Raw genomic sequence first — 20,042 nt, 5'->3', positions numbered from 1 at the left:
GTTTTCCGCATGTGATTGCCGGATTTGTGAATGACGCCGGGACTCTCGGCTGTTAAGGTCTGTGTCAGGGCCCGATAGAGGCCTTTGGACAGCAGAACGACCGGGTGGCCGAGCAGGCTTGCCAATACATGAATGGACGACCGGTAACGCCGCGGGGCGGGCAGGGTGCATGCGCCTGATAGACGCATGATGCGACAGCTCTGCTATATCTAGGCGCGCGTGCCAGATACCTCAGAAATCTGCCATGAAACTACCATATTTTGTGTCGGATATGTGATTATCGGGTGACGAAAGGAAATTCGCGCGTTAAACTGACCCCAAATACCGATTTGCCCGGTGGGACGGGCCCCTCACACAGACAGGCGGAACGTGCGATGACATTGAACCTCTCCCTTCCCGGACACGACGATCTGAAGCCGCGCATCACCGTCTTCGGTGTCGGTGGCGCCGGTGGCAACGCGGTCAATAACATGATCGAGAAGGAGCTGGACGGGGTCGAGTTCTGCGTCGCGAACACCGACGCGCAGGCGCTGCAGCAGTCCAAGTCCGCGGCCAAGATCCAGATGGGCGTGAAAGTGACCGAAGGTCTTGGCGCCGGGGCGCGCGCGACCGTCGGTGCCGCCGCTGCCGAGGAAAGCATCGAGCAGATCGTCGACCAGCTGGCCGGGGCGCACATGTGCTTCATCACCGCCGGCATGGGCGGCGGCACCGGCACCGGCGCCGCCCCGATCATCGCGCAGGCCGCGCGTGAACTGGGTGTGCTGACCGTCGGCGTCGTGACCAAGCCCTTCCAATTCGAAGGCAACAAGCGGATGCGTCAGGCCGAGGAGGGCGTCGAGGCCCTGCAAAAGGTCGTCGATACGCTGATCATCATTCCGAACCAGAACCTGTTCCGTCTGGCGACCGAGAACACGACGTTTACCGAAGCCTTCGCGCTGGCCGACGACGTACTCTATCAGGGCGTGAAGGGTGTGACCGACCTGATGGTGCGTCCGGGCCTGATCAACCTCGACTTTGCCGACGTCCGCGCCGTGATGGACGAGATGGGCAAGGCCATGATGGGCACCGGCGAGGCCGAGGGCGAGGACCGCGCCAAGCAGGCCGCGCAGAAGGCCATCGCCAACCCGCTGCTGGACGAGATCAGCCTGAAGGGTGCCAAGGGTGTGCTAATCAACATCACCGGCGGTTACGACCTGACTCTGTTCGAACTGGACGAGGCCGCCAACGAGATCCGCGAGATGGTGGACCCGGATGCGAACATCATCGTCGGCTCCACGCTCGACACCAGCATGGAAGGCAAGATGCGCGTCAGCGTCGTGGCAACCGGCATCGACGCGCTGGCCAAGACCGGCGACGTGCCGGTGCCGCGCCGGTCGATGGCGATGAACCAGCCGATCCGCCAGCCCGAACCCGCGCCGCGCCGCGAAGAGCCCGCCGCCCGCGCGCCGCAGCAGGACTACCGCGATGCGCCGCGCCAGCAGCCCGTCGCCCGCGAGGAGCGTCAGCCCGCGCCACGTCAGGACGAGCGCCAGCAACCGGCGGCCCGCCAGCCCGCACCGCGTCAGGAAGAGCGCCGCGAGGAACGTCCCGTCGCCGCCCGTCACGACGAGCGGTCGCTGTTCGAGAACATGGAGCAGCCGCAGGACGACTACGCCGAGATGCAGGACACCGGCTATGACGACGACGCGCTGCCGCCGCCCGCCTACCGTCCGCGCCCGGAGCCCGAGATCGAGGCGGCAGAAACCTTCGTCGCCCCCCGCGCGCCCGCACCCGGCACTCCGACGCCAGAGGCGATGGCACGCCTGCAGGCCGCGGTCGGTCGTCAGGCCAAGCCGGCCGGCGCCGTGCCCCGCGTGGCAGAGCAGGCGCCCCGCGCGTCCGAGGGCGAAAAGCCCCGCTTCGGCATCAATTCCCTGATCAACCGCATGACCGGTCAGGGCGAGGCCCCGGCGCAGCCGGCGCCGCGCCAGCAGCCGCAGGTCAGCGCCCTGCGCGACCAGCCGCGGGCCGATCCAAACGCCGATGCGGATCAGGAACGGATCGAGATTCCCGCCTTCCTGCGCCGTCAGGCCAACTGATCCCCTGACCGGGGTCACGGAAACGACAGAAGGCCGCCCTGAGAGGGGCGGCCTTTGTCTTTGCAGATCAAGGTCTTGCTGCAACTGCAAAGCGATGTTTCAGATCGTTGCAATGTGTGAATTGCGGCGCCGCCACCCGATAAGTATCTGATGTGTTAACAAGCGACACTGAAACAAGATCAAGATCGAGGCGTTGAAGCCCCATGCAGACCACATTGCAGTCCATCCTGACGTTCGACGGCCGCGGCCTGCATTCCGGCCAGCCGGCCCGTCTGATCCTGCGGCCCGCCGCCGCGAACACCGGCATCGTCTTTGTCCGGACGGATTCGGCCGGGCAGGGTGCGCGCATCCCGGCGCTGTGGCATAATGTCGAGGTGTCTCCTCTCAACACCCGTCTGACACAGGGCTCCGTCAGTATCTCGACCATCGAGCATCTGATGGCGGCGCTGTCGGGCTGTGGCGTGCACAACGTCGTCATCGAGATCGACGGCCCCGAAGTGCCGATCATGGACGGCAGTTCCGCGGCCTTTGTCCGCGGTATCGTGTCCACTGGTCTGACGCAGATGGCCGCCCCTCTGCGCGCGATCGAGATCCTCGACGATGTGCATGCGGATCACCACGGCGCCTGGGCCAGCCTTGGCCCCGCGACCAGTCTGCAGATCGATTTCGAGATCGACTTTCCCGACGCGGCGATCGGCCACCAGCGCAAGACGCTGAACATGGCGAACGGCAGCTTCGTCCGCAATCTGAGCGACAGCCGGACATTCTGCCGCAATTCGGACGTAGACGACATGCGCAGTCACGGTCTGGCACTGGGCGGCACGATGGAAAACGCGGTCGTGGTGGACGGCGCGCGGGTGCTGACGCCCGGTGGCCTGCGCCATGCGGACGAGCCGGTGCGCCACAAGATGCTGGACGCGCTGGGCGATCTGTATACCGCCGGTCTGCCGATCCTTGGCCGCTATACGGGGTACAAGGCGGGTCACAACCTGACGAACGCCCTGCTGCGCACGCTGTTTGCCACGCCCGACGCCTGGCGGGTGGTGACCTGCGACGCGCAGATCGCGGCGCGCCTGCCCGGTGTCGGCGTATCCGTCGCGGACCTGCATGCGGTCGCCTGATCCCGGCCGACGTCAGTGACGCACAACTGATGCAACCCGGTCAAAAGGCATTTTGCCCCCGTTTGTTTTCTGCTAGACCGACGGCAACCGGGGGTGCCACATCCCCAACAGGCAGAATTCGCGGGGACTTTCCATGTCAGGCAGCTTGATCGGCACGGGTGCGCGGGCACGGTTCGGTGTTGTCCTGGCCCTTACGTTGCTGGCCGGGTGCGGCAGCACCATCAGCAAGACGCCCGGCGCGCTGGAGGCCTACAGCGCCGAGGAGATCTACAAGAAGGGCGAGATCGAGGTCGAGACCGGCGATCCGGCCGACGCCGCCTATTACTTCGGAGAGATCGAGCGGCTCTATCCCTATTCCGAATGGGCGCAGCGCGCGTTGATCATGCAGGCCTACAGCTATCACAAGGACCGCGACTATCCCAACAGCCGGGCCGCGGCGCAGCGCTACCTCGATTTCTACCCGGCGGAAAGCGATGCGGCCTATGCCCAGTATCTGCTGGCGCTGTCCTATTACGACCAGATCGACGACGTGGGCCGCGACCAGGGTCTGACGTTCCAGGCGCTGCAGGCCCTGCGCGGCGTGATCGAACAGTATCCCGACAGCGAATACGCCAGCGCCTCGATCCTGAAATTCGACCTTGCCTTCGATCACCTTGCCGCCAAGGAGATGGAGGTCGGGCGCTATTACCTCAAGCGCAAGAACTATGCCTCTGCCGTCAATCGGTTCCGGGTAGTGGTGGAACAGTTCCAGACCACCCAGCAGACACCAGAGGCGCTGCACCGTCTGGTCGAAGCCTATCTGTCGCTGGGCCTGACCGACGAGGCGCAGACCGCCGGCGCGATCCTTGGCGTGAACTTCCCCTCGACGGTCTGGTATCAGGACAGTTATGCCCTGCTGACCGGCCGCGGTCTGTCGATGGATGCGCGGGGCGACAGCTGGCTGACCGCGATCTACCGGCAGGTCGTGCGCGGCGAATGGCTGTAATCCCGGGCGGGACCCGACACCGGCGGTTGATCTGATGCTGCGCGCGCTCGACATCCACGACATGCTGATCATCGACCGGCTGGCGCTTGCCTTTCAGCCTGGCCTGAACGTGCTGACCGGTGAAACCGGCGCCGGCAAGTCGATCCTGCTGGATTCGCTGGGATTCGTGCTGGGTTGGCGTGGCCGGGCGGAACTGGTGCGGCAGGGCGCCGATCAAGGCGAGGTCACGGCCGAATTCGACCTGCCTCCCGCCCATGCGGCCCGCGCCGTGCTGGAGGAGGCGGGCCTGCCCGTGGGCGACACGCTGCTGCTGCGCCGCGTGAACACACGAGAGGGGCGCAAGACCGCCTGGGTCAACGACCGCCGCGTCAGCGGTGAAATCCTGCGGGCCCTGTCGGACACGTTGGTGGAACTGCACGGCCAGCACGACGATCGCGGCCTGCTGAACCCCCGCGGCCACCGGGACATGCTGGATACCTACGCGGGGCTGGCCTCGCAGATCGCCGGCGTGCGCGACCTCTGGACCGCTCTGGGCCGTGCGCGCAAGACGCTTTACGCGGCAGAGGCGCGGGTGGCCGAAGTGCGTCAGGAAGAGGATTACCTGCGCCATGCGACCGCCGAACTGGACGCGCTGGACCCGCAGCCGGGCGAAGAGGCGGCGCTCGACACCGCGCGCCGCACCATGCAGGCGGCGGAACGCATCCGATCTGACGTGGCCCGCGCGGGAGAGGCGCTGGGCGTTCAGGGGGCCGAGGGCCAGCTGTCGGACGCGACGCGCTGGCTGGGCGGGGCCGCCGACCGTGCCGAAGGACGCCTCGACGCGCCCCTCGCCGCGATCGAACGGGCGCTGCTCGAACTCGACGCGGCGCAACGCGGGGTCGAGGATGCGCTCGACGCGCTGACCTTCAACCCGCTGGAACTGGAACAGACGGAGGAGCGGCTGTTTGCCCTGCGCGGTCTGGCCCGCAAGCACAACGTGGCGGCGGACGACCTCGGCGCCTTTGCCGACGACCTGCGCGAACGGCTGGCGCTTCTGGACAATTCCGAAAAGGGGCTGGCCGACCTGCAGCGCGCCGAGGGGGCGGCGCTGGCGGCCTACGAGGCAGCATCCGCCACCCTGTCAGAGGCCCGACGCGACGCCGCCGCGCGCCTCGATGCGGCGATGGCCGCGGAACTTGCGCCGCTGAAGATGGAACGCGCCGTCTTTGCGACCGAGGTGACAGAAGGCACCGCCGGGCCGGAGGGGCGGGACGAGGTGTCCTTTACCGTCGCCACCAACCCCGGCGCGCCGCCCGGGCCGCTGAACCGGATCGCCTCCGGCGGCGAACTCTCGCGCTTTCTGCTGGCGTTGAAGGTCTGCCTGAGCCAGGCCGGGGCCGGCGGAATCACGATGATCTTCGACGAGATCGACCGCGGCGTGGGCGGCGCGACCGCCGACGCCGTGGGGCGCAGGCTTGCCGCGCTGGCGGCAGGTGGTCAGGTCCTTGTCGTGACTCATTCGCCGCAGGTCGCGGCCCTTGGCGGTCACCACTGGCGCGTGGAAAAGCGCCAGACGGCAGAGGCCACGACCTCGACCGTCGTCCCCCTCGACCCCGCCGCCCGCATCGACGAGATCGCGCGCATGCTGTCCGGCGATCAGATCACAGAGGCCGCCCGCGCCGCCGCCCGGGCCCTGATGCCGGCGCGTTAGGGTCGTCCGCGGCGCGCGCCCTCTCTGTCTTTCAAATATCCCCGCCGGAGGCCTGGCGCAGCCAGATGCAGCCTTTGCCCGCGGGCGGCGACGGTGGCCCCCTTCCGGCCGCGCTGCCGCCAAGGCGCCTCGGAAAGGCTGTCCTTCTGGAGGGCCAATCGGAATGGTGGCTTTCGGCCCATGTGGACTGATCGAGATCGGACTTGGACCGCATCAGCCCATCCCCTAGAAGGGGGCGAGGGCAGCAACGACGGCCAGCGCGGGCGATCCTGCGCGACGGTCGCGACGCCCGGGGCCGCCGGAGCCGCCGGCGCCAGAGAGGGAGAGCAGATGAAAGCGATGCAGCCGCGCTGGTTCGGCCCGACGCTGGCACGCAGCCGCAACGATCTGCGCCGCGGCTGGCTGGTGCTGAAGCTGCGCGGTCCGTCACAGGTGCAGTTCTGGTTCATCGCCCTGCTGCTTGGCATCGCCTCCGGCGCCGCGGCGGTGGCCTTCAAGCTGGGCATCGACCTGATCCAGAGCACGGTCTACGGCAGCGACGATCCGCACCACCTGCACAGTTTCGTAGCGGGTCTGCACTGGTACCAGATCCTCGTCATCCCGATCCTTGGCGGGCTGGTTGTGGGGCTGGTCCTGAACCGCTTTACCGGCGACGGCCGGGTCCGGTCCGTCGCCGACGTGATCGAGGGCGCCGCCCTTTACGAAGGGCGGGTCGAGGTGCGAAAGGGGCTCGCCTCGGCCTTTGCCAGCCTGTTGACCCTGTCCACCGGTGGATCGAGCGGGCGCGAGGGGCCGGTGGTTCACCTTGCCAGCGTGATCTCGACCGCGATCTGCCGCCTGATCCGCGCCGACGGCATCACCGGGCGCGACCTGCTGGGCTGCGCCGTCGCCGCCGCCGTTTCCGCCAGCTTCAACGCGCCCATCGCCGGCGCGCTCTTCGCGCTGGAGGTCGTGCTGCGGCACTTCGCCGTGCATGCCTTCGCCCCGATCGTCATCGCCTCCGTCGCGGGCACGGTCGTCAACCGGCTGTGGTTCGGCGATATCACCGAATTCATCCTGCCGCGCGACACGGTGCTGGGCTTCTACGTCGAATTGCCCGCCTTCCTGATCCTCGGGCTGCTGTGCGGTCTGGTGGCGGTGACCCTGATGCGGGCGATCTTCTGGGCGGACAACCTGGGCAGCCGCATCCAGTTCGGGCTGAGGATACCCGCCAGCCTGCGCCCCGCCGGGGCCGGCGTCCTGCTGGGGGGCATCGCGATCTTCTATCCCCACATCATCGGCGTCGGATACGAGACGACGAGCGCCGCATTGACCGGCCGGCTGATCCTCGAACAGGCGCTGATCTTCGTCGTGCTGAAGGTGGTGGCCGTGGCGATCACCATGGGCGGGCGCATGGGCGGCGGCGTCTTTTCCCCCTCACTGATGATCGGGGCGCTGACGGGCCTCGCCTACGGCATCGTCGCGACCAGTGTCTTTCCCACCGTGTCTGGCAGCGGCACGCTCTATGCGTTGGCGGGCATGGGGGCGGTGGCGGCGGCGGTGCTGGGGGCGCCGATCAGCACCACGTTGATCGTGTTCGAGCTGACGGGCGACTGGCAGACCGGCCTTGCGGTCATGGTCGCCGTGTCGATGTCCACGGCGCTGGCGTCACGGCTGGTCGACCGGTCGTTCTTTCTGACCCAGCTGGAACGGCGCGGCGTGCATCTGGCGGCGGGGCCGCAGGCCTATCTGCTGGGCACCTTCCGGGTGGGATCGGTCATGCGGGCCACCACCGACCCGCGGGCGGCGGCGGAAAAGGCCTGCTGGGAGATGATCGAGGGCGGCACCTGGATCGACGCCAAGGCGACGCTGGAACAGGCCATGCCGATCTTCGACAAGGGCGCCTATCCCTTCATCCCCGTCGTCACGCTGGGCGAGAAGGGCAGCACGCCGGTCCTCGAAGGCGCGCTCTTTCAGGTCGACGCGCTGCGGGCGATGAACCGCGCCCTTGCGGCCCGCGCCGCAGAGGAACATTCGTGATCGGTGATCAGACCTGCTCGACCGCTACGCGGTCGGTATAGAAGGCGAGGTGGCCGGCGATCTCGGCCACCGCGTCCTTGGGGTCCTCGTAGGACCAGACCGCATCCTGCAGCGTGCCGCCTTCCGTCACGATGGAGTAATAGCTGGCCTGTCCCTTGTGGGGGCAGGTGGAGGTGCGGTCGCTGGCGTCCAGAAAGGTCATCGCCACGTCGCCGCGGGGAAAGTAGATGACCGGATCGTAGTCCCCCTCGATCAGTTCCAGGGCGCGCGTGGTCTCGCCCAGCACGGCGCCGCCGGCGCGGACGACCCAGGTGCCCGTTGCGGGTCGAATGGTGATGTGATCGGCCATGGGCAGATATTCCTTCGTTTATTCAGGGCATTGAAAGACGCCACCTAAAGCGGTGCGCAGGCCTGTTGCAGCCAGTCGCGCGCGGCCCCCTCCAGCAGCGGCGCGATGTGGCGGAGTGTATCCGCGTGGTAAGCGTCGATCCAGTCCCTTTCGGGCGCAGAAAGAAGCTCCGCGTCGATCAGCCGCCGGTCGAGGGGGACATGGGTCAGCGTGTCGAAGGCCAGCATGTCACGCCCATCCGGCCCGGCAGGGGCCGCGACGGTGACGATCAGGTTCTCGATCCGGATGCCGTAGGCGCCCTCGCGGTAGTATCCCGGCTCGTTCGACAGGATCATCCCGGGTTCCAGCGGCGTCGTGGATCGGCGCGACAGGCCGGCGGGGCCTTCGTGGACCGACAGGTAACTGCCGACGCCGTGGCCGGTGCCGTGGTCGTAGTCCAGCCCCGCGAGCCAGAGGGGATAGCGCGCCAGCGCGTCCAGATGCTGCCCCGCGATCCCGCGCGGGAATTGCGCGCGGCTGATCGCGATCATGCCCTGCAGGACGCGCGTATAGCGGTCGCGGTGTTCGGCCGTCGGTTCGCCCACGATGACCGTGCGGGTGATGTCGGTAGTGCCGTCGACATATTGCCCACCGCTGTCGACCAGCAGCAATTCGCCCGTTTCCACCGGCGCATCGGTGTCCCGGGTCACGCGGTAGTGCACGATGGCGCCGTGGGCGCCCGCGCCGCAGATCGTCTCGAAGCTGATGTCGCGCAGGGCATTGGTCTCGCGCCGGAAGCCTTCCAGCGCGGTCACGACGTCGATCTCGGTCAGGCCGCCTTTCGGCGCCTCGGCGTCGAGCCAGGCGAGGAAGCGGGCCATCGCAGCCCCGTCGCGCAGGTGGGCGGCGCGGGCGCCCGCGATCTCCACCTCCGTCTTGCGGGCCTTCGGCAGGATGCAGGGGTCCGGTGTCTCCACGACCTCTGCGGTGACCAGATCGCGCACCGCCTGAGGGCAGGATTTCGGATCGAGGCGCACCGGGCCGGGCAGGGCGGCAAGTGCCGCGGCAAAGCCGTCCGGATCGCGCGGCATGACGGCATCGCCAAGGTGCGCCCCCAGCTCCGCCACCTTGGCCGCAGGGGCGAAGAGGTCGACGGTGGCATCGGCGTGCAGGACGACGAAGGCCTGCGGCACCGGGTTGCGCGCGATGTCGGCGCCGCGGATGTTCAGCAGCCAGGCGATGCTGTCGGGCAGGGTGATGACCCAGGCGCCGCTGTCGGCATCTTGCGTCAGCCGCGCCCGCTTGGCGGCGGCGCTCTCGCCGGTCAATTCCAGCGGCTGGGCGTAGAACGGCGCCGTGGGCCGCCCCGGCCGGTCGGTCCAGATGCGATCCACCAGGTTGTCCGTCGCCCGCAGGGCGATCCCGGCAGGCGTCAGCGCCTTCGCCAGCCCCGCAATCTCCTCCACCGTATGCAGCCACGGATCGTAGGCCACGACTCCGCCGCCGGGAAGGGCGTGCTTCAGCCAGTCGGCCAGCCCGGTTTCCGGCCAATGCACCGGCGTGAAGACATCCGCCACCTGCGCGCGGACCTGCACCCGGTAGCGCCCGTCGATGAAGACGCCCGCCCGGTCCGCCAGCACGGCGGCGAAACCCGCCGACCCGGTAAAGCCGGTCAGCCAGGCCAGCCGCTCGTCGCAGGGGGCGACGTATTCGCCCTGATGCCGGTCGGCGCGGGGCACGAGGACGCCATCGACGCTCTCCGCCCGCATGACATCACGCAACGCCGCCAGCCGGTCCGGTCCCTGGCCCGGATTGCTCGTCGCATCAAAGCTCTGAAACATGCGGCTCCTGTCCTCGCTTTTTTCAAAATACTCCCGCCGGCGGCTTCACGGTTTTCGCATCTTGCGAAAACCTGAACTCACATCACCCGCCGCATCCCCAGCACCCGCGCCCGCTTGCGCGGATCGCTGTCGAAGAGGCTCGCCAGCTGTTCGGTCATCGCGCCCGCCAGCTGTTCCACGTCCGTGATGGTCACGGCGCGGTCGTAGTAGCGGGTCACGTCGTGGCCGATGCCGATGGCGGCGAGTTCGACACCCTTGCGCCGCTCGATCATGGCGATCACGTCGCGCAGGTGCTTTTCGAGGTAGTTCGCCGGGTTCACCGACAGGGTGCTGTCGTCGACCGGCGCCCCGTCCGAGATCACCATCAGCACCTTGCGCTGCTCGCCGCGCGCCATCATCCGGCGGTAGGCCCACTCCAGCGCCTCGCCGTCGATGTTTTCCTTCAGCAGACCTTCCTTCATCATCAGGCCAAGGTTCGGCCGGGTCCGCCGCCAAGGCGCGTCGGCGGACTTGTAGACGATGTGACGCAGGTCGTTCAGCCGCCCCGGCGCGGGGCTGCGCCCGTCCTTCAGCCAGGCCTCTCGGCTTTGCCCGCCCTTCCATGCCTTGGTGGTGAAGCCGAGGATCTCGACCTTCACGTCGCAGCGTTCCAGCGTCCGCGCCATGACGTCCGCGCAGATCGCGGCGATCGAAATGGGCCGCCCCCGCATGGAACCGGAGTTGTCCAGCAGCAGCGTGACGACCGTGTCGCGGAACTCGGTGTCCTTCTCGACCTTGAAGGACAGGGGGGTCGTGGGGCTGGCCACGACCCGCGCGAGGCGGCCCGCGTCGAGGATGCCTTCTTCGCGGTCGAATTCCCAGCTGCGGTTCTGCTTGGCCTGCAGGCGGCGCTGCAGCTTGTTGGCAAGGCGGCTGACGGCACCCTTCAGCGGTTCGAGTTGCTGGTCGAGGTAGGCGCGCAGGCGTTCCAGCTCTGCCGGCTCCGCAAGATCGGCGGCACCGATCTCCTCGTCGAAATCGGTGGTGAAGACGCGGTAGTCGGGATCGGCGTCGGAGGCAGGAGCCGGCTGGGGCGGGTCCATCGGGGCCTCGCCCTCGGGCATCTCGGTCTCTTCGCCCATCTCGGCGTCAGCCTGATCGTCCATGCTGACCTGCGCCTCGGACGCGTCCTGCTGGTCCTCCTGCGTCTGCTCTGGACTGGCTTCGGCCTCCTCGCCCTCGGCATCGTCGCCGGTGCTGTCGGGCTGTTCTTCCTCTTCGTTGCCGCTTTCCGCCTCATCGTCCTGATCGTCGTCGGGCGCATCGGGGTCGTCGCCCAGCTGGTCGCCGTAGCCCAGATCCTTGATGATCTGGCGGGTGAAGCGGGCAAAGGCCTTCTGATCGGCCAGCGTGTCCTTCAGGCTTTCCAGCGTGCCGCCGGCCTGTTCCTCGATGAAGCCGCGCCAGAGGTTCATCACGTTGTCCGCACCCGTGGGCAGGTCACGGCCCGTGGCGAGGTGCCGGATCAGGTAGCCCGCGGCGACGGCAAGCGGCGCGTCGGCGGAGGAGGTGATCTGCTCGTAACCCTTGCGCTGCGCCTCGTTGCCGATCTTGGCATCGATGTTGCCGGCGGTGCCGGGCATGTACTGCGCGCCCACCGCCTCTATCCTTGCGGTTTCCATCGCGTCGTAGATGTCCCGCGCCATCTGCCCCGGTGGGGCATAGCGCGCGGCGGTGCCCGCGTCGTGAAACCTGTGACGCAGGGCAAAGGCGTCGGCCGTGCCGCGGGCCATCAGGACCTCTTGCCGGGACATGCGGCGGCTGACCTGCGGCAGGCGGATGCTGTCGCCGGTCTGGCCCGCCGGGTCGACGGAATAGCTGACCGTCAGGTCGGGGTCGTCGGCCATGACCTTGGTGGCCTCGGCGAGGGCCTTCTTGAAGGGATCGGCGGGGTTGTCGGACGGTTTGCTCATGGCATCGGTAAATCACTCTGGGGGCACCGGGGCAAGGTGGCGCGCACGGGTCGCCTGTCCAGTGGCCCGACGCCGTTGGCGCACAGGTGCTGTGCTGCGGCATGGATTGCGCGCAGGGCGCGATGGGCGCATGTCAGGGTCAACCGCAATACAGGAGTTCAAAAATGGCCACCCTGCCCAAGATCGCCATCGTGATCGGATCGACCCGCGCCACCCGCTTTGCCGACAAGCCTGCCCAATGGATGCTGAAGCAGGCACAGGCCCGCGAGGACATGACCGCCGAACTGGTCGATCTGCGCGACTTCGACCTGCCGCTCTTCGACGAACCCGCGTCGAACAAGTGGATGCCCTCGTCCGACCCCAAGGCGCTGGCCTGGCAGGCGAAGATCGCAGAGTTCGACGGCTACATCTTCGTCACGGCGGAGTACAACCACTCGATCACCGGCGCGCTGAAGAACGCGCTGGATCAGGCCTACAACGAATGGAACCGCAAGCCGATGGGCTACATCGGCTACGGCGGTCTCGGTGCCGCGCGCGCCGTCGAGCATCTGCGCAACATCGGTGTGGAGCTGTGCATGGTCCCGGTCCACGGCGCCGTCCATATCGCCGGCGGTGACTTCATGGCCGTGCACCCGCTGGGCGCCAACGGCCCGATCGAGGATATCGAGGATCACCTCATGGCGGGCGCGACGGACCTGCTAGACGACATGGTCTGGTGGGCGAACGCGACGAAGTCCGCCAAGGGCTGAATATCACCTACGCGCTGACGATCAGAAGGCGGCTTCCGGTGACGGAGGCCGCCTTTTGCGTCAGCGACAGGCGAGGGTGACGGGCAACTGCCCTCCGAACCCGGTGTAGAGCGTCGCGGGGACGACGGTATCCCGGTCCTGACCGGTCGCATCGTAGACCCGCGGAATGGCCGTCGCGCGGCATCCGGATTCGCGCCGGGCCGCGTCCTCCAGATCGGCGATTGTTGCCAGGGGCGCGCTGGGCGCGACGAGCGCGATTTCACGACTGGCCGGGATGCTGACACGGTAGGTCAGGGCGGGCCCGGTCCCGTCAGGCGGAGCGCAGGAGGCCAGTCCAAAGCAGCCTGTCAACAGGACCATTGGCACGATCCGCATGTGTCCGACCTCTCCTCTGGGCGTCAAAATTTTCGGCGAAAATTTTGCCCGTTCCGAATTTTCGCCGAAAATTCGGCTGCCTCAGGCGAGGCTCATGCTTGCGGCGCTTTCGGGCAGTTCCTCGTCGAAGCAGCGCTGGTAGAATTCGGCGACCGTCTGACGCTCCAGCTCGTCGCACTTGTTCAGGAAGGACAGGCGGAAGGCATAGCCGACGTCCTTGAAGATCCGTGCGTTCTCGGCCCAGGCGAGCACGGTGCGGGGCGACATGACCGTGGACAGGTCGCCGTTCATGAAGGCGGTGCGGGTCAGGTCGGCGACGGTCACCATCTGGCTGACGGTGCGGCGGCCCTTGTCGGTGTTGTAGGTCGGCGATTTCGACAGCACGATCGCGGCCTCGGCGTCGTGCGACAGGTAGTTCAGGGTGGCGACAAGGCTCCACCGGTCCATCTGCGCCTGGTTGATCTGCTGGGTGCCGTGGTAAAGGCCGGTTGTATCGCCCAGACCCACCGTGTTTGCCGTGGCAAACAGGCGGAAATACCTGTGCGGCGTCAGGATCACGTTCTGGTCCATCAGCGTCAGCTTGCCGTCGGTTTCCAGCACGCGCTGGATCACGAACATCACGTCGGCGCGGCCCGCATCGTATTCGTCGAAGACGATGGCGACGGGGTTGCGCAGGGCCCAGGGCAGGATGCCCTCGTGGAATTCGGTCACCTGCACGCCGTCGCGCAGCTTGATCGCGTCCTTGCCGATCAGGTCGATCCGGCTGATGTGGGAATCAAGGTTCACCCGCACGGCGGGCCAGTTCAGGCGGGCGGCGACCTGTTCGATGTGGGTCGACTTGCCGGTGCCGTGGTAGCCCTGGATCATGACGCGGCGGTTGTAGCCAAAGCCCGCCAGGATCGCGAGCGTCGTGTCGGGGTCGAACTTGTAGGTGCTGTCCACCTCTGGCACGCGGTCGCTGCGGTCGGCGAAACCCTTGATCTTCATGTCGCTGTCGATGCCGAAGACATCGCGGACGGAGATGTCCTCGGTCGGCGTTGCGTTGATGTCGGTCATGCCGTCGGCCATGGGATTGCTGCCTTTGCTGTCGCGGATCGCGTTCGTTCACTGCGGGATGCAACATATTGCGGGAATTGCCAAGGGGAAGGGCTGCAACAGTCCGCGGCCCATTGCCCGTGGGCGGTCCAGAAATGTTGCCTTTCCGGGCGGGAGGATCACAGTAGGGACACCTGATGATTGAGAGTGTGAGATGACGACGACTTCTGACATCGAAGACATGATTGCGCGGATGGCCATCGGCGACCGCGCGGCCTTCGAGGGACTCTATGCCGCGACCTCTGCGAAACTCTTCGGTGTGTGCCTGCGTGTGTTGGGTAATCGGGCAGAAGCCGAGGACGCGCTGCAGGAAGCCTTCGTCAAGATCTGGCGCAATGCCGACCGCTACCGGGTGAATGGCCTGTCGCCGATGACCTGGCTCATCACTGTGACGCGCAACCACTCGGTGGATCGGGTCAGGGCGCGAAGGTCCAAGATGGGGGCGGGGCTGGACGAGGCGGCGGACGTGGCCGACAGCCGGCCTGGTCCGGAGGCGCTGGCCATCGCGGCCTCCGACCGGGGCCGGATCGTCGATTGCATGGGTCAGCTTGATCCCGACAAGGCCGGTGCCGTGCGCCGCGCCTATCTGGAGGGCGAAACCTATCAGGAGCTGGCAGATCATTACGATGTGCCGCTGAATACCGTAAGGACATGGCTGCGCCGCAGCCTGTTGAAGTTGAGAGAGTGTCTGTCCCATGACGGATGAGTTTGATCGCGACGAAGAGCATGCTCTGACGGCGGAATACGTGCTTGGTCTGCTGACCGAGGACGAGACCGCGGCCTATGAGGACGTGTTGAGCGTCGATCCGGACCTGCGCACGGAATACGCCTTCTGGGCGGACCGGATCGTGGCGCTGACCGATGACATCGCGCCCGTCGCCCCGCCCCCGCACGTTCTGACCCGGATCAGAGAGACGATCTTTCATGAAGCCGCAGGCGATGCGTCGCGCGGCGCGGGCGGGTCGTGGCTGCGGCGGCTGGGACTGCTGCCGGCCATGGCGGGCGGCCTTGTCGCAGCACTTCTGGTGCTGTGGGTCTTTACCACCATGATGCCGCCGACGGACGGCGGCGATGCCGCGCTGACCTACGTGGCCCAGATCGCGGCCGATGACGACAGTCTCGTCGTGCAGGCCAGCTTTGATGCCGCGGCAGGCAGCCTGTCGGTCGACCGGCAGGTGGGTGCGGCGCCGGCGGGACGGGCGCTGGAGCTTTGGCTGATTGCGGGGGACAATCCGCCCGTATCGCTGGGCGTGATGCCAGAGGACCGGACCGCGACCATGCCGGTCAGCGCCGATCTGGCATCGCAGCTGTCCGGCGGGACGCTGGCGATTTCCGACGAGCCCGCGGGCGGGTCCACGACCGGGGCGCCGACCGGCGCGGTGCTGGCGACCGGACAGGTCACCGACGCCTGAAGGATGCGGCGCGGCGACCGTCGCGCCGCCCCCCGTCCGACACATCGCGTCACAACCGCGTGGGATGCCGCGCGCCTACGGGTCCGGTCTGCTAGGCTGACCCCGAACCATCATGCAAGGAGACCGCCATGCACCGTCGAAGCTTTCTGATTGCCACGCTGGTCGCAAGCGCAGCCCCGCTCGCGCTGCGCGCCGAGACCTTCGCGGTCACGCGCACGGACGCCGAATGGCAGGCGATGCTGACCGATGAACAATTTGCGGTCATGCGCCGCGAAGGCACCGAACGGGCAGGGTCGAGCCCGCTGGACAAGACCTATGATCCGGGCATCTACCTGTGCCGGGGCTGCGAGCTGCCGCTCTATTCCTCCGAGACGAAGTTCGACAGCGGCACCGGCTGGCCCAGCTTTTACGCCGCCCTGCCGAATGCGGTGGGCACGAAGGCCGACAGGTCACTGTTCATGACCCGGACAGAGGTGCATTGCAGCCGCTGCGGCAGCCATCTGGGCCATATCTTCGACGACGGACCGAAACCCACGGGCAAGCGGCATTGTCTGAACGGTGTCAGCCTTTTGTTCCGTCCCGCATAGGGTCGGCGCGGAAACGATGTGTTCCGATGCACAGGCTTAACGCAGCGATGCAACTTCGGTAGGGTCCCGCGGAGCCTGTATGTTCACGAGACCGTCCGCCGCATGAAAGACACCTTCATCCATCCTCTGCGTCTGACGGCGGGAGAGCGTCGCCTGTGTGCGGCGGCGGTGGGCGTGGGCCTGTGCGGCGGCATCCTGAGCTTCTTCATCGTGGCGCAGATGGGCGGCAGCCATACGGTGCTGCGCCGCATGTCGGAAGCCGACCTTTGGTTCATGGCGTCCGGCATCCTCGGCGCGCTGGGCGGGCTTTATCTGGGTGGGCGCTGGATGGGGTATGCCGGGGTGTCCGGCGTGCTGCGCGCGCTGCGCGGGATCGTGGCGGTCAGCTTCGTCGGCACCTTGATCGGCGGAACGCTGGCCCTGCCGTTCTACGGCACGATGTTCGGGCCGCTGATGTTCGTCCTGACGCTGGTGGGACGGCCCGAACTGGCGGCGCTGTGGCTGGCGATGATGGTCGCCTGCCATTACCTGCTGCGGGCCTGGCGGCAGGAGAGGGCGCAGCGGGCGGCGGCAGCTGCCGCAGCCGCCGTGGTCGTGGCGCGCCCCCTGCGCCGTCCGCAGCGGACGCGCGGCAACTGGCTGACGCCGACGCTGGACCGCACGCGGCGCTAGCCGCCCGCCGCGTCAGTCCTTTTCGCGGAAGTTGCGGCTTGCCTTGATCTGGTCCCAGGCCCAGACGACCTCTGCCAGCTGCTCTTCCTGACTGCGGTCGCCGCCGTTCATGTCGGGATGCAGCACCTTGATCAGTGCCTTGTAGCATTTGCGGATCTCCGCCTTGGACATGTTGTCCTTGGCGTCGAGGATCTCGACCGCGCGTCGTTCGGTCGGCGGCAGCTTGCGGGTGCCACCGCCGGTCTTGCCGGGGTTGCGGGTCGCGTTCTGGCCTAGCACTTCGTGCGGGTCGGACACGCCAAGACGCGCCCAGGCCAGTTCCTCGACCGTGCGCTTCATGGGCTTGGTGGGGCGTTCCCAGGTCGCGCGGTCCTTTTCCATCTGGGCCATCAGCTCGGCCTCTGACGTGCCGTCGAAGAAATTCCATTTCAGATTGTATTCGCGCACGTGGTCCTTGCAGAACCACCAGTAATCGTCGATCGAATCCGGCGACTTCGGCGCCCGGTACTGCCCTGCTTCCTCGCACCCTTCGTGATCGCAGATGCGCGTGGAGGTTTCCGACGCGCCCGACATCCCCCGACGCCCGCGGGGGTTCTTCTTCTTGCTGCTCGACACCGACATGTCGAAACCGAAGGGGTCTTTCTTGTTCATGGGATCGTCCCTTTCCGACTCGGAGCATGCACTCTAAACCCTTGGACGGCAGATAGAAGAGGCAGGACAAAAATTATGGCACTTGACGCTGACATTCGGGACGCGCTGACACGCGGTTTATCGCCGGAGTATCTGGAGGTGATCAACGAGAGCCACCTGCACGCGGGTCACAGCGGCGACGACGGATCGGGCGAAAGCCATTGGCAGGTTGTCATCGCCGCCGCGTCGCTGGACGGCAAGTCGCGGCTGGCCAAGCACCGGGCGGTGCATGACGCGCTGGGGCCGGAGATCATCGGTCGCCTGCACGCGCTGGCGATCACGTTCCGCTGATCAGCGGCGGTCGTCCTCGGTCACGACGGGTCCGGGCACGTCCGCCCGGGCGTCGGTCGTGACGGCGGGGGCCGGTGCCGGCGACTCCGCCTCTGCCGTCGTCGCCGTCAGGGGCGGGGTGCGAAAGACCGGGTGAAGGCTGGCCGCGACCGGCGTCTGGGGCGCGGATGCGGCATCGTCATCGCGCCGGTCCTCGATCAGGGGCGTCGGCGGTGTCGCGGCATCTGCCGCGGGCGCGTTCAGGCGACGGAAGACCATCATGTTCTGAAACACGGTGGTCTTGCCCATCAGGCCTTCGCGTTCCTCGCTGGGCAGGGTTTCCGTGCGCAGGTATTCCCAACCCGCGGCGGCCTGCGTGTTCATCACGTTGGTCAGCGCGATGGCGAAACGGTCCTCGCCCGCCTTGACGCCGCGCACGCGCTCTCCACGGCGGGGGGCCGGGACGACCTTGTATTCGTATCGTGTCATGGGACCCCCTGTATCTGACGGGGTGTCCTTAGCAGCCGGGTCCCGGTTCGCCAAGGGCATGCGGCGGTGCCCGTCGGGACACCGCCGGCCGGGTCAAAGACCCAGCTTTGCCGTGACCAGCGCGTTGACGGTCGCCGGGTTCGCCTTGCCGCCGGTGGATTTCATCACCTGACCGACGAACCAGCCCGCAAGCTTTGGATTTGCCTTGGCCTTTTCCACCTGCGCGGGGTTGGCGGCGATGATCTCGTCCACGGCAGCCTCGATCGCGCCGGTGTCGGTGACCTGCTTCATGCCTTCGGTCTCGACGATCTCCTCGGGATCGCGACCTTGGGTGTAGGCGATCTCGAACACGTCCTTGGCGATTTTGCCGCTGATCGTCTCTGCCTTGATCAGCGCCACGATCTGCGCAAGGCGTGCGGCGGGGATCGGGCTGTCCGTGATCTCGCGGTCGTCCTTCTTCAGCCGCCCGAAGAGTTCGTTGATGACCCAGTTCGCGGCCAGCTTGCCGTCGCCGCCCTTGGCCACATCCTCGAAATAGGCGGCATTCGCCACGTCCGCCGTCAGTACGCTTGCGTCGTAGTCCGACAGGCCGAAGTCCGCGATGAAGCGGGCCTTCTTGGCGTCCGGCAATTCCGGCAGGGCGGCGGCGATGTCGTCGACCCAGGCCTGTTCGATTTCCAGCGGCAGCAGGTCTGGGTCGGGGAAGTAACGGTAGTCGTGCGCCTCTTCCTTGGACCGTTGGCTGCGCGTTTCGCCCCTCTCGGGATCGAAACCGCGGGTTTCCTGATCGACCGTGCCACCGTCCTCGAGGATCGCGATCTGGCGCCGCGCCTCGACCTCGATGGCCTGCTGGATGAACCGGGTGGAGTTCATGTTCTTGATCTCGCACCGGGTGCCCAGATGCGAGAAGTCGCCGGTGTCCATGAACCGGTCGTAGTCGCCCGGACGACAGACGGAGACGTTGACGTCCGCGCGCAGGTTGCCGTTCTGCATGTCGCCGTCGCAGGTGCCCAGATAGCGCATGATCTGGCGCAGTTTCAGGATGTAGGCGGCGGCTTCCTCGGGGCTGCGGATGTCGGGACGGCTGACGATCTCCATCAGCGCGACGCCGGACCGGTTCAGGTCGACGAAGGACATTTCCGGGTCCATGTCGTGGATCGACTTGCCGGCGTCCTGTTCGAGGTGGATGCGTTCGATCCGGACGCGGCGCGCGGTGCCGTCGCCCAGTTCGACCAGCACTTCGCCCTCGCCGACGATCGGATGATATAGCTGGCTGATCTGATAGCCCGCCGGCTGATCGGGGTAGAAATAGTTCTTGCGGTCGAAGGCCGACATCAGATTGATCTGCGCCTTCAGGCCAAGCCCGGTGCGGACGGCCTGCGCGACACAGGCCTCGTTGATGACAGGCAGCATGCCGGGCATGCCCGCGTCCACGAAGGCCACGTTGCTGTTGGGTTCCGCGCCGAAAAGGGTCGAGGCGCCGGAAAAAAGCTTGGCCCGCGTCGCGACCTGCGCATGGACTTCCAGACCGATCACCAGTTCCCAGTCGTGCTTGGCGCCCGCGATGACCTTCGGGGCAGGGGTGGCGTATTCAAGATCGAGCATGGCGGTCCTCATCAGCTGTTGCGTCCTTCTAGGCCAGCCCCGAGGACGGAACAAGTGCCGGGGGGTGCCCGTTGACTGGGCAGA

The 20,042-nt window shown here is 67.1% G+C and carries 19 protein-coding genes; 11 read left to right on the top strand and 8 right to left on the bottom strand.

Translation table 11 applies throughout. The annotated features are described in order from the left end of the window. The first annotated feature begins 374 nt into the window (after nt 1-374). The 5 genes from ftsZ to BUA54_RS12615 all read left to right on the top strand — a co-directional run bounded on the left by ftsZ (nt 375) and on the right by BUA54_RS12615 (nt 7,893). The gene (ftsZ, locus tag BUA54_RS12635) at nt 375-2,078 is read left to right on the top strand and encodes a cell division protein FtsZ (protein WP_072857595.1); all 1,704 of its coding nucleotides are present in this window, start codon (nt 375-377) and stop codon (nt 2,076-2,078) included. Between the two features lie 203 nt (nt 2,079-2,281). Then, on the top strand, nt 2,282-3,199 hold the full coding sequence (gene lpxC, locus BUA54_RS12630; protein ID WP_072857594.1) for a UDP-3-O-acyl-N-acetylglucosamine deacetylase: 918 nt from the start codon (nt 2,282-2,284) through the stop codon (nt 3,197-3,199). A gap of 133 nt (nt 3,200-3,332) precedes the next feature. After that, nucleotides 3,333-4,184 carry an outer membrane protein assembly factor BamD gene (locus BUA54_RS12625; protein WP_072857593.1) on the top strand — a complete coding sequence of 284 codons (852 nt, stop codon included), beginning with the start codon at nt 3,333-3,335 and terminating at the stop codon, nt 4,182-4,184. 34 nt (nt 4,185-4,218) lie between these two features. Next, nucleotides 4,219-5,874, top strand: coding sequence for a DNA repair protein RecN (gene recN / locus BUA54_RS12620; protein ID WP_072857592.1), 1,656 nt, complete (start codon nt 4,219-4,221; stop codon nt 5,872-5,874). Between the two features lie 330 nt (nt 5,875-6,204). Beyond that, nucleotides 6,205-7,893, top strand: a complete 1,689-nt coding sequence (locus BUA54_RS12615; protein WP_072857591.1) for a chloride channel protein — start codon at nt 6,205-6,207, stop codon at nt 7,891-7,893. A gap of 7 nt (nt 7,894-7,900) precedes the next feature. On the opposite strand, the gene BUA54_RS12610 is transcribed toward BUA54_RS12615, so the two are convergent. The 3 genes from BUA54_RS12610 to cobT form a co-directional block, all read right to left on the bottom strand. Further along, nucleotides 7,901-8,242 (bottom strand): DUF427 domain-containing protein, encoded by a 342-nt coding sequence (locus tag BUA54_RS12610; protein WP_072857590.1) that lies wholly within the window; start codon nt 8,240-8,242, stop codon nt 7,901-7,903. Between the two features lie 44 nt (nt 8,243-8,286). After that, entirely contained in the window at nt 8,287-10,062 is a 1,776-nt protein-coding gene (locus BUA54_RS12605) for an aminopeptidase P family protein (protein ID WP_072857589.1), read from the bottom strand. A 77-nt stretch (nt 10,063-10,139) separates the two neighbouring features. Next, nucleotides 10,140-12,014 carry a cobaltochelatase subunit CobT gene (cobT, locus tag BUA54_RS12600; RefSeq protein WP_072857588.1) on the bottom strand — a complete coding sequence of 625 codons (1,875 nt, stop codon included), beginning with the start codon at nt 12,012-12,014 and terminating at the stop codon, nt 10,140-10,142. A 164-nt stretch (nt 12,015-12,178) separates the two neighbouring features. Here cobT and BUA54_RS12595 point away from each other — a divergent pair, with 164 nt between their 5' ends. Then, entirely contained in the window at nt 12,179-12,763 is a 585-nt protein-coding gene (locus tag BUA54_RS12595; RefSeq protein ID WP_072857587.1) for an NADPH-dependent FMN reductase, read from the top strand. Between the two features lie 60 nt (nt 12,764-12,823). Here the strand turns inward: BUA54_RS12595 and BUA54_RS12590 are convergent, their stop codons facing one another. Both BUA54_RS12590 and cobS read right to left on the bottom strand, forming a co-directional pair. Next, the gene (locus tag BUA54_RS12590) at nt 12,824-13,138 is read right to left on the bottom strand and encodes a hypothetical protein (RefSeq protein ID WP_072857586.1); all 315 of its coding nucleotides are present in this window, start codon (nt 13,136-13,138) and stop codon (nt 12,824-12,826) included. A gap of 81 nt (nt 13,139-13,219) precedes the next feature. Beyond that, nucleotides 13,220-14,206, bottom strand: a complete 987-nt coding sequence (cobS, locus tag BUA54_RS12585; protein WP_072857585.1) for a cobaltochelatase subunit CobS — start codon at nt 14,204-14,206, stop codon at nt 13,220-13,222. A 181-nt stretch (nt 14,207-14,387) separates the two neighbouring features. On the opposite strand from cobS, the gene BUA54_RS12580 reads away from it, so the two are divergent. From BUA54_RS12580 to BUA54_RS12565, 4 genes are all read left to right on the top strand, one after another. Further along, nucleotides 14,388-14,939, top strand: a complete 552-nt coding sequence (locus tag BUA54_RS12580; RefSeq protein ID WP_072857584.1) for a sigma-70 family RNA polymerase sigma factor — start codon at nt 14,388-14,390, stop codon at nt 14,937-14,939. Then, nucleotides 14,929-15,645: an anti-sigma factor gene (locus BUA54_RS12575; RefSeq protein WP_072857583.1), complete on the top strand. Its 717-nt coding sequence runs from the start codon at nt 14,929-14,931 to the stop codon at nt 15,643-15,645. Before BUA54_RS12580 ends, BUA54_RS12575 begins: the two co-directional genes overlap by 11 nt. A 128-nt stretch (nt 15,646-15,773) precedes the next feature. After that, on the top strand, nt 15,774-16,232 hold the full coding sequence (msrB, locus tag BUA54_RS12570; RefSeq protein ID WP_072857582.1) for a peptide-methionine (R)-S-oxide reductase MsrB: 459 nt from the start codon (nt 15,774-15,776) through the stop codon (nt 16,230-16,232). A gap of 102 nt (nt 16,233-16,334) precedes the next feature. Beyond that, the gene (locus BUA54_RS12565; protein WP_072857581.1) at nt 16,335-16,904 is read left to right on the top strand and encodes a hypothetical protein; all 570 of its coding nucleotides are present in this window, start codon (nt 16,335-16,337) and stop codon (nt 16,902-16,904) included. Nucleotides 16,905-16,916: 12 nt separating this feature from the next. Here BUA54_RS12565 and BUA54_RS12560 read toward each other — a convergent pair whose 3' ends face one another. Further along, on the bottom strand, nt 16,917-17,555 hold the full coding sequence (locus tag BUA54_RS12560) for a J domain-containing protein (protein ID WP_072857580.1): 639 nt from the start codon (nt 17,553-17,555) through the stop codon (nt 16,917-16,919). 75 nt (nt 17,556-17,630) lie between these two features. On the opposite strand from BUA54_RS12560, the gene BUA54_RS12555 reads away from it, so the two are divergent. Continuing rightward, nucleotides 17,631-17,885: a BolA family protein gene (locus tag BUA54_RS12555; RefSeq protein ID WP_072857579.1), complete on the top strand. Its 255-nt coding sequence runs from the start codon at nt 17,631-17,633 to the stop codon at nt 17,883-17,885. Here BUA54_RS12555 and BUA54_RS12550 read toward each other — a convergent pair whose 3' ends face one another. Then, nucleotides 17,886-18,353, bottom strand: coding sequence for a hypothetical protein (locus tag BUA54_RS12550; protein WP_072857578.1), 468 nt, complete (start codon nt 18,351-18,353; stop codon nt 17,886-17,888). 93 nt (nt 18,354-18,446) lie between these two features. After that, on the bottom strand, nt 18,447-19,958 hold the full coding sequence (gene gatB / locus BUA54_RS12545) for an Asp-tRNA(Asn)/Glu-tRNA(Gln) amidotransferase subunit GatB (RefSeq protein WP_072857661.1): 1,512 nt from the start codon (nt 19,956-19,958) through the stop codon (nt 18,447-18,449). Nucleotides 19,959-20,042: the final 84 nt, after the last annotated feature.

Source organism: Loktanella atrilutea (assembly GCF_900128995.1).
In the GTDB taxonomy this organism is placed as follows: Bacteria; Pseudomonadota; Alphaproteobacteria; order Rhodobacterales; family Rhodobacteraceae; genus Loktanella; species Loktanella atrilutea.
The sequence above is the reverse complement of the archived record's forward strand: the minus strand, read 5'-3'. Positions and strand labels throughout refer to the sequence as shown.

Bases quoted from the DNA above. Each gene is read 5' to 3' on its own strand.
- BUA54_RS12615 (WP_072857591.1), top strand. From the start codon at position 6,205: ATGAAAGCGATGCAGCCGCGCTGGTTCGGCCCGACGCTGGCACGCAGC.
- BUA54_RS12565 (WP_072857581.1), top strand. From the start codon at position 16,335: ATGAAAGACACCTTCATCCATCCTCTGCGTCTGACGGCGGGAGAGCGT.
- lpxC (WP_072857594.1), top strand. From the start codon at position 2,282: ATGCAGACCACATTGCAGTCCATCCTGACGTTCGACGGCCGCGGCCTG.
- ftsZ (WP_072857595.1), top strand. From the start codon at position 375: ATGACATTGAACCTCTCCCTTCCCGGACACGACGATCTGAAGCCGCGC.
- BUA54_RS12625 (WP_072857593.1), top strand. From the start codon at position 3,333: ATGTCAGGCAGCTTGATCGGCACGGGTGCGCGGGCACGGTTCGGTGTT.
- BUA54_RS12590 (WP_072857586.1), bottom strand. From the start codon at position 13,138: ATGCGGATCGTGCCAATGGTCCTGTTGACAGGCTGCTTTGGACTGGCC.
- BUA54_RS12555 (WP_072857579.1), top strand. From the start codon at position 17,631: ATGGCACTTGACGCTGACATTCGGGACGCGCTGACACGCGGTTTATCG.
- BUA54_RS12610 (WP_072857590.1), bottom strand. From the start codon at position 8,242: ATGGCCGATCACATCACCATTCGACCCGCAACGGGCACCTGGGTCGTC.
- BUA54_RS12595 (WP_072857587.1), top strand. From the start codon at position 12,179: ATGGCCACCCTGCCCAAGATCGCCATCGTGATCGGATCGACCCGCGCC.
- recN (WP_072857592.1), top strand. From the start codon at position 4,219: ATGCTGCGCGCGCTCGACATCCACGACATGCTGATCATCGACCGGCTG.
- gatB (WP_072857661.1), bottom strand. From the start codon at position 19,958: ATGCTCGATCTTGAATACGCCACCCCTGCCCCGAAGGTCATCGCGGGC.
- BUA54_RS12580 (WP_072857584.1), top strand. From the start codon at position 14,388: ATGACGACGACTTCTGACATCGAAGACATGATTGCGCGGATGGCCATC.
- cobT (WP_072857588.1), bottom strand. From the start codon at position 12,014: ATGAGCAAACCGTCCGACAACCCCGCCGATCCCTTCAAGAAGGCCCTC.
- BUA54_RS12575 (WP_072857583.1), top strand. From the start codon at position 14,929: ATGACGGATGAGTTTGATCGCGACGAAGAGCATGCTCTGACGGCGGAA.
- BUA54_RS12605 (WP_072857589.1), bottom strand. From the start codon at position 10,062: ATGTTTCAGAGCTTTGATGCGACGAGCAATCCGGGCCAGGGACCGGAC.
- cobS (WP_072857585.1), bottom strand. From the start codon at position 14,206: ATGGCCGACGGCATGACCGACATCAACGCAACGCCGACCGAGGACATC.
- BUA54_RS12560 (WP_072857580.1), bottom strand. From the start codon at position 17,555: ATGAACAAGAAAGACCCCTTCGGTTTCGACATGTCGGTGTCGAGCAGC.
- msrB (WP_072857582.1), top strand. From the start codon at position 15,774: ATGCACCGTCGAAGCTTTCTGATTGCCACGCTGGTCGCAAGCGCAGCC.
- BUA54_RS12550 (WP_072857578.1), bottom strand. From the start codon at position 18,353: ATGACACGATACGAATACAAGGTCGTCCCGGCCCCCCGCCGTGGAGAG.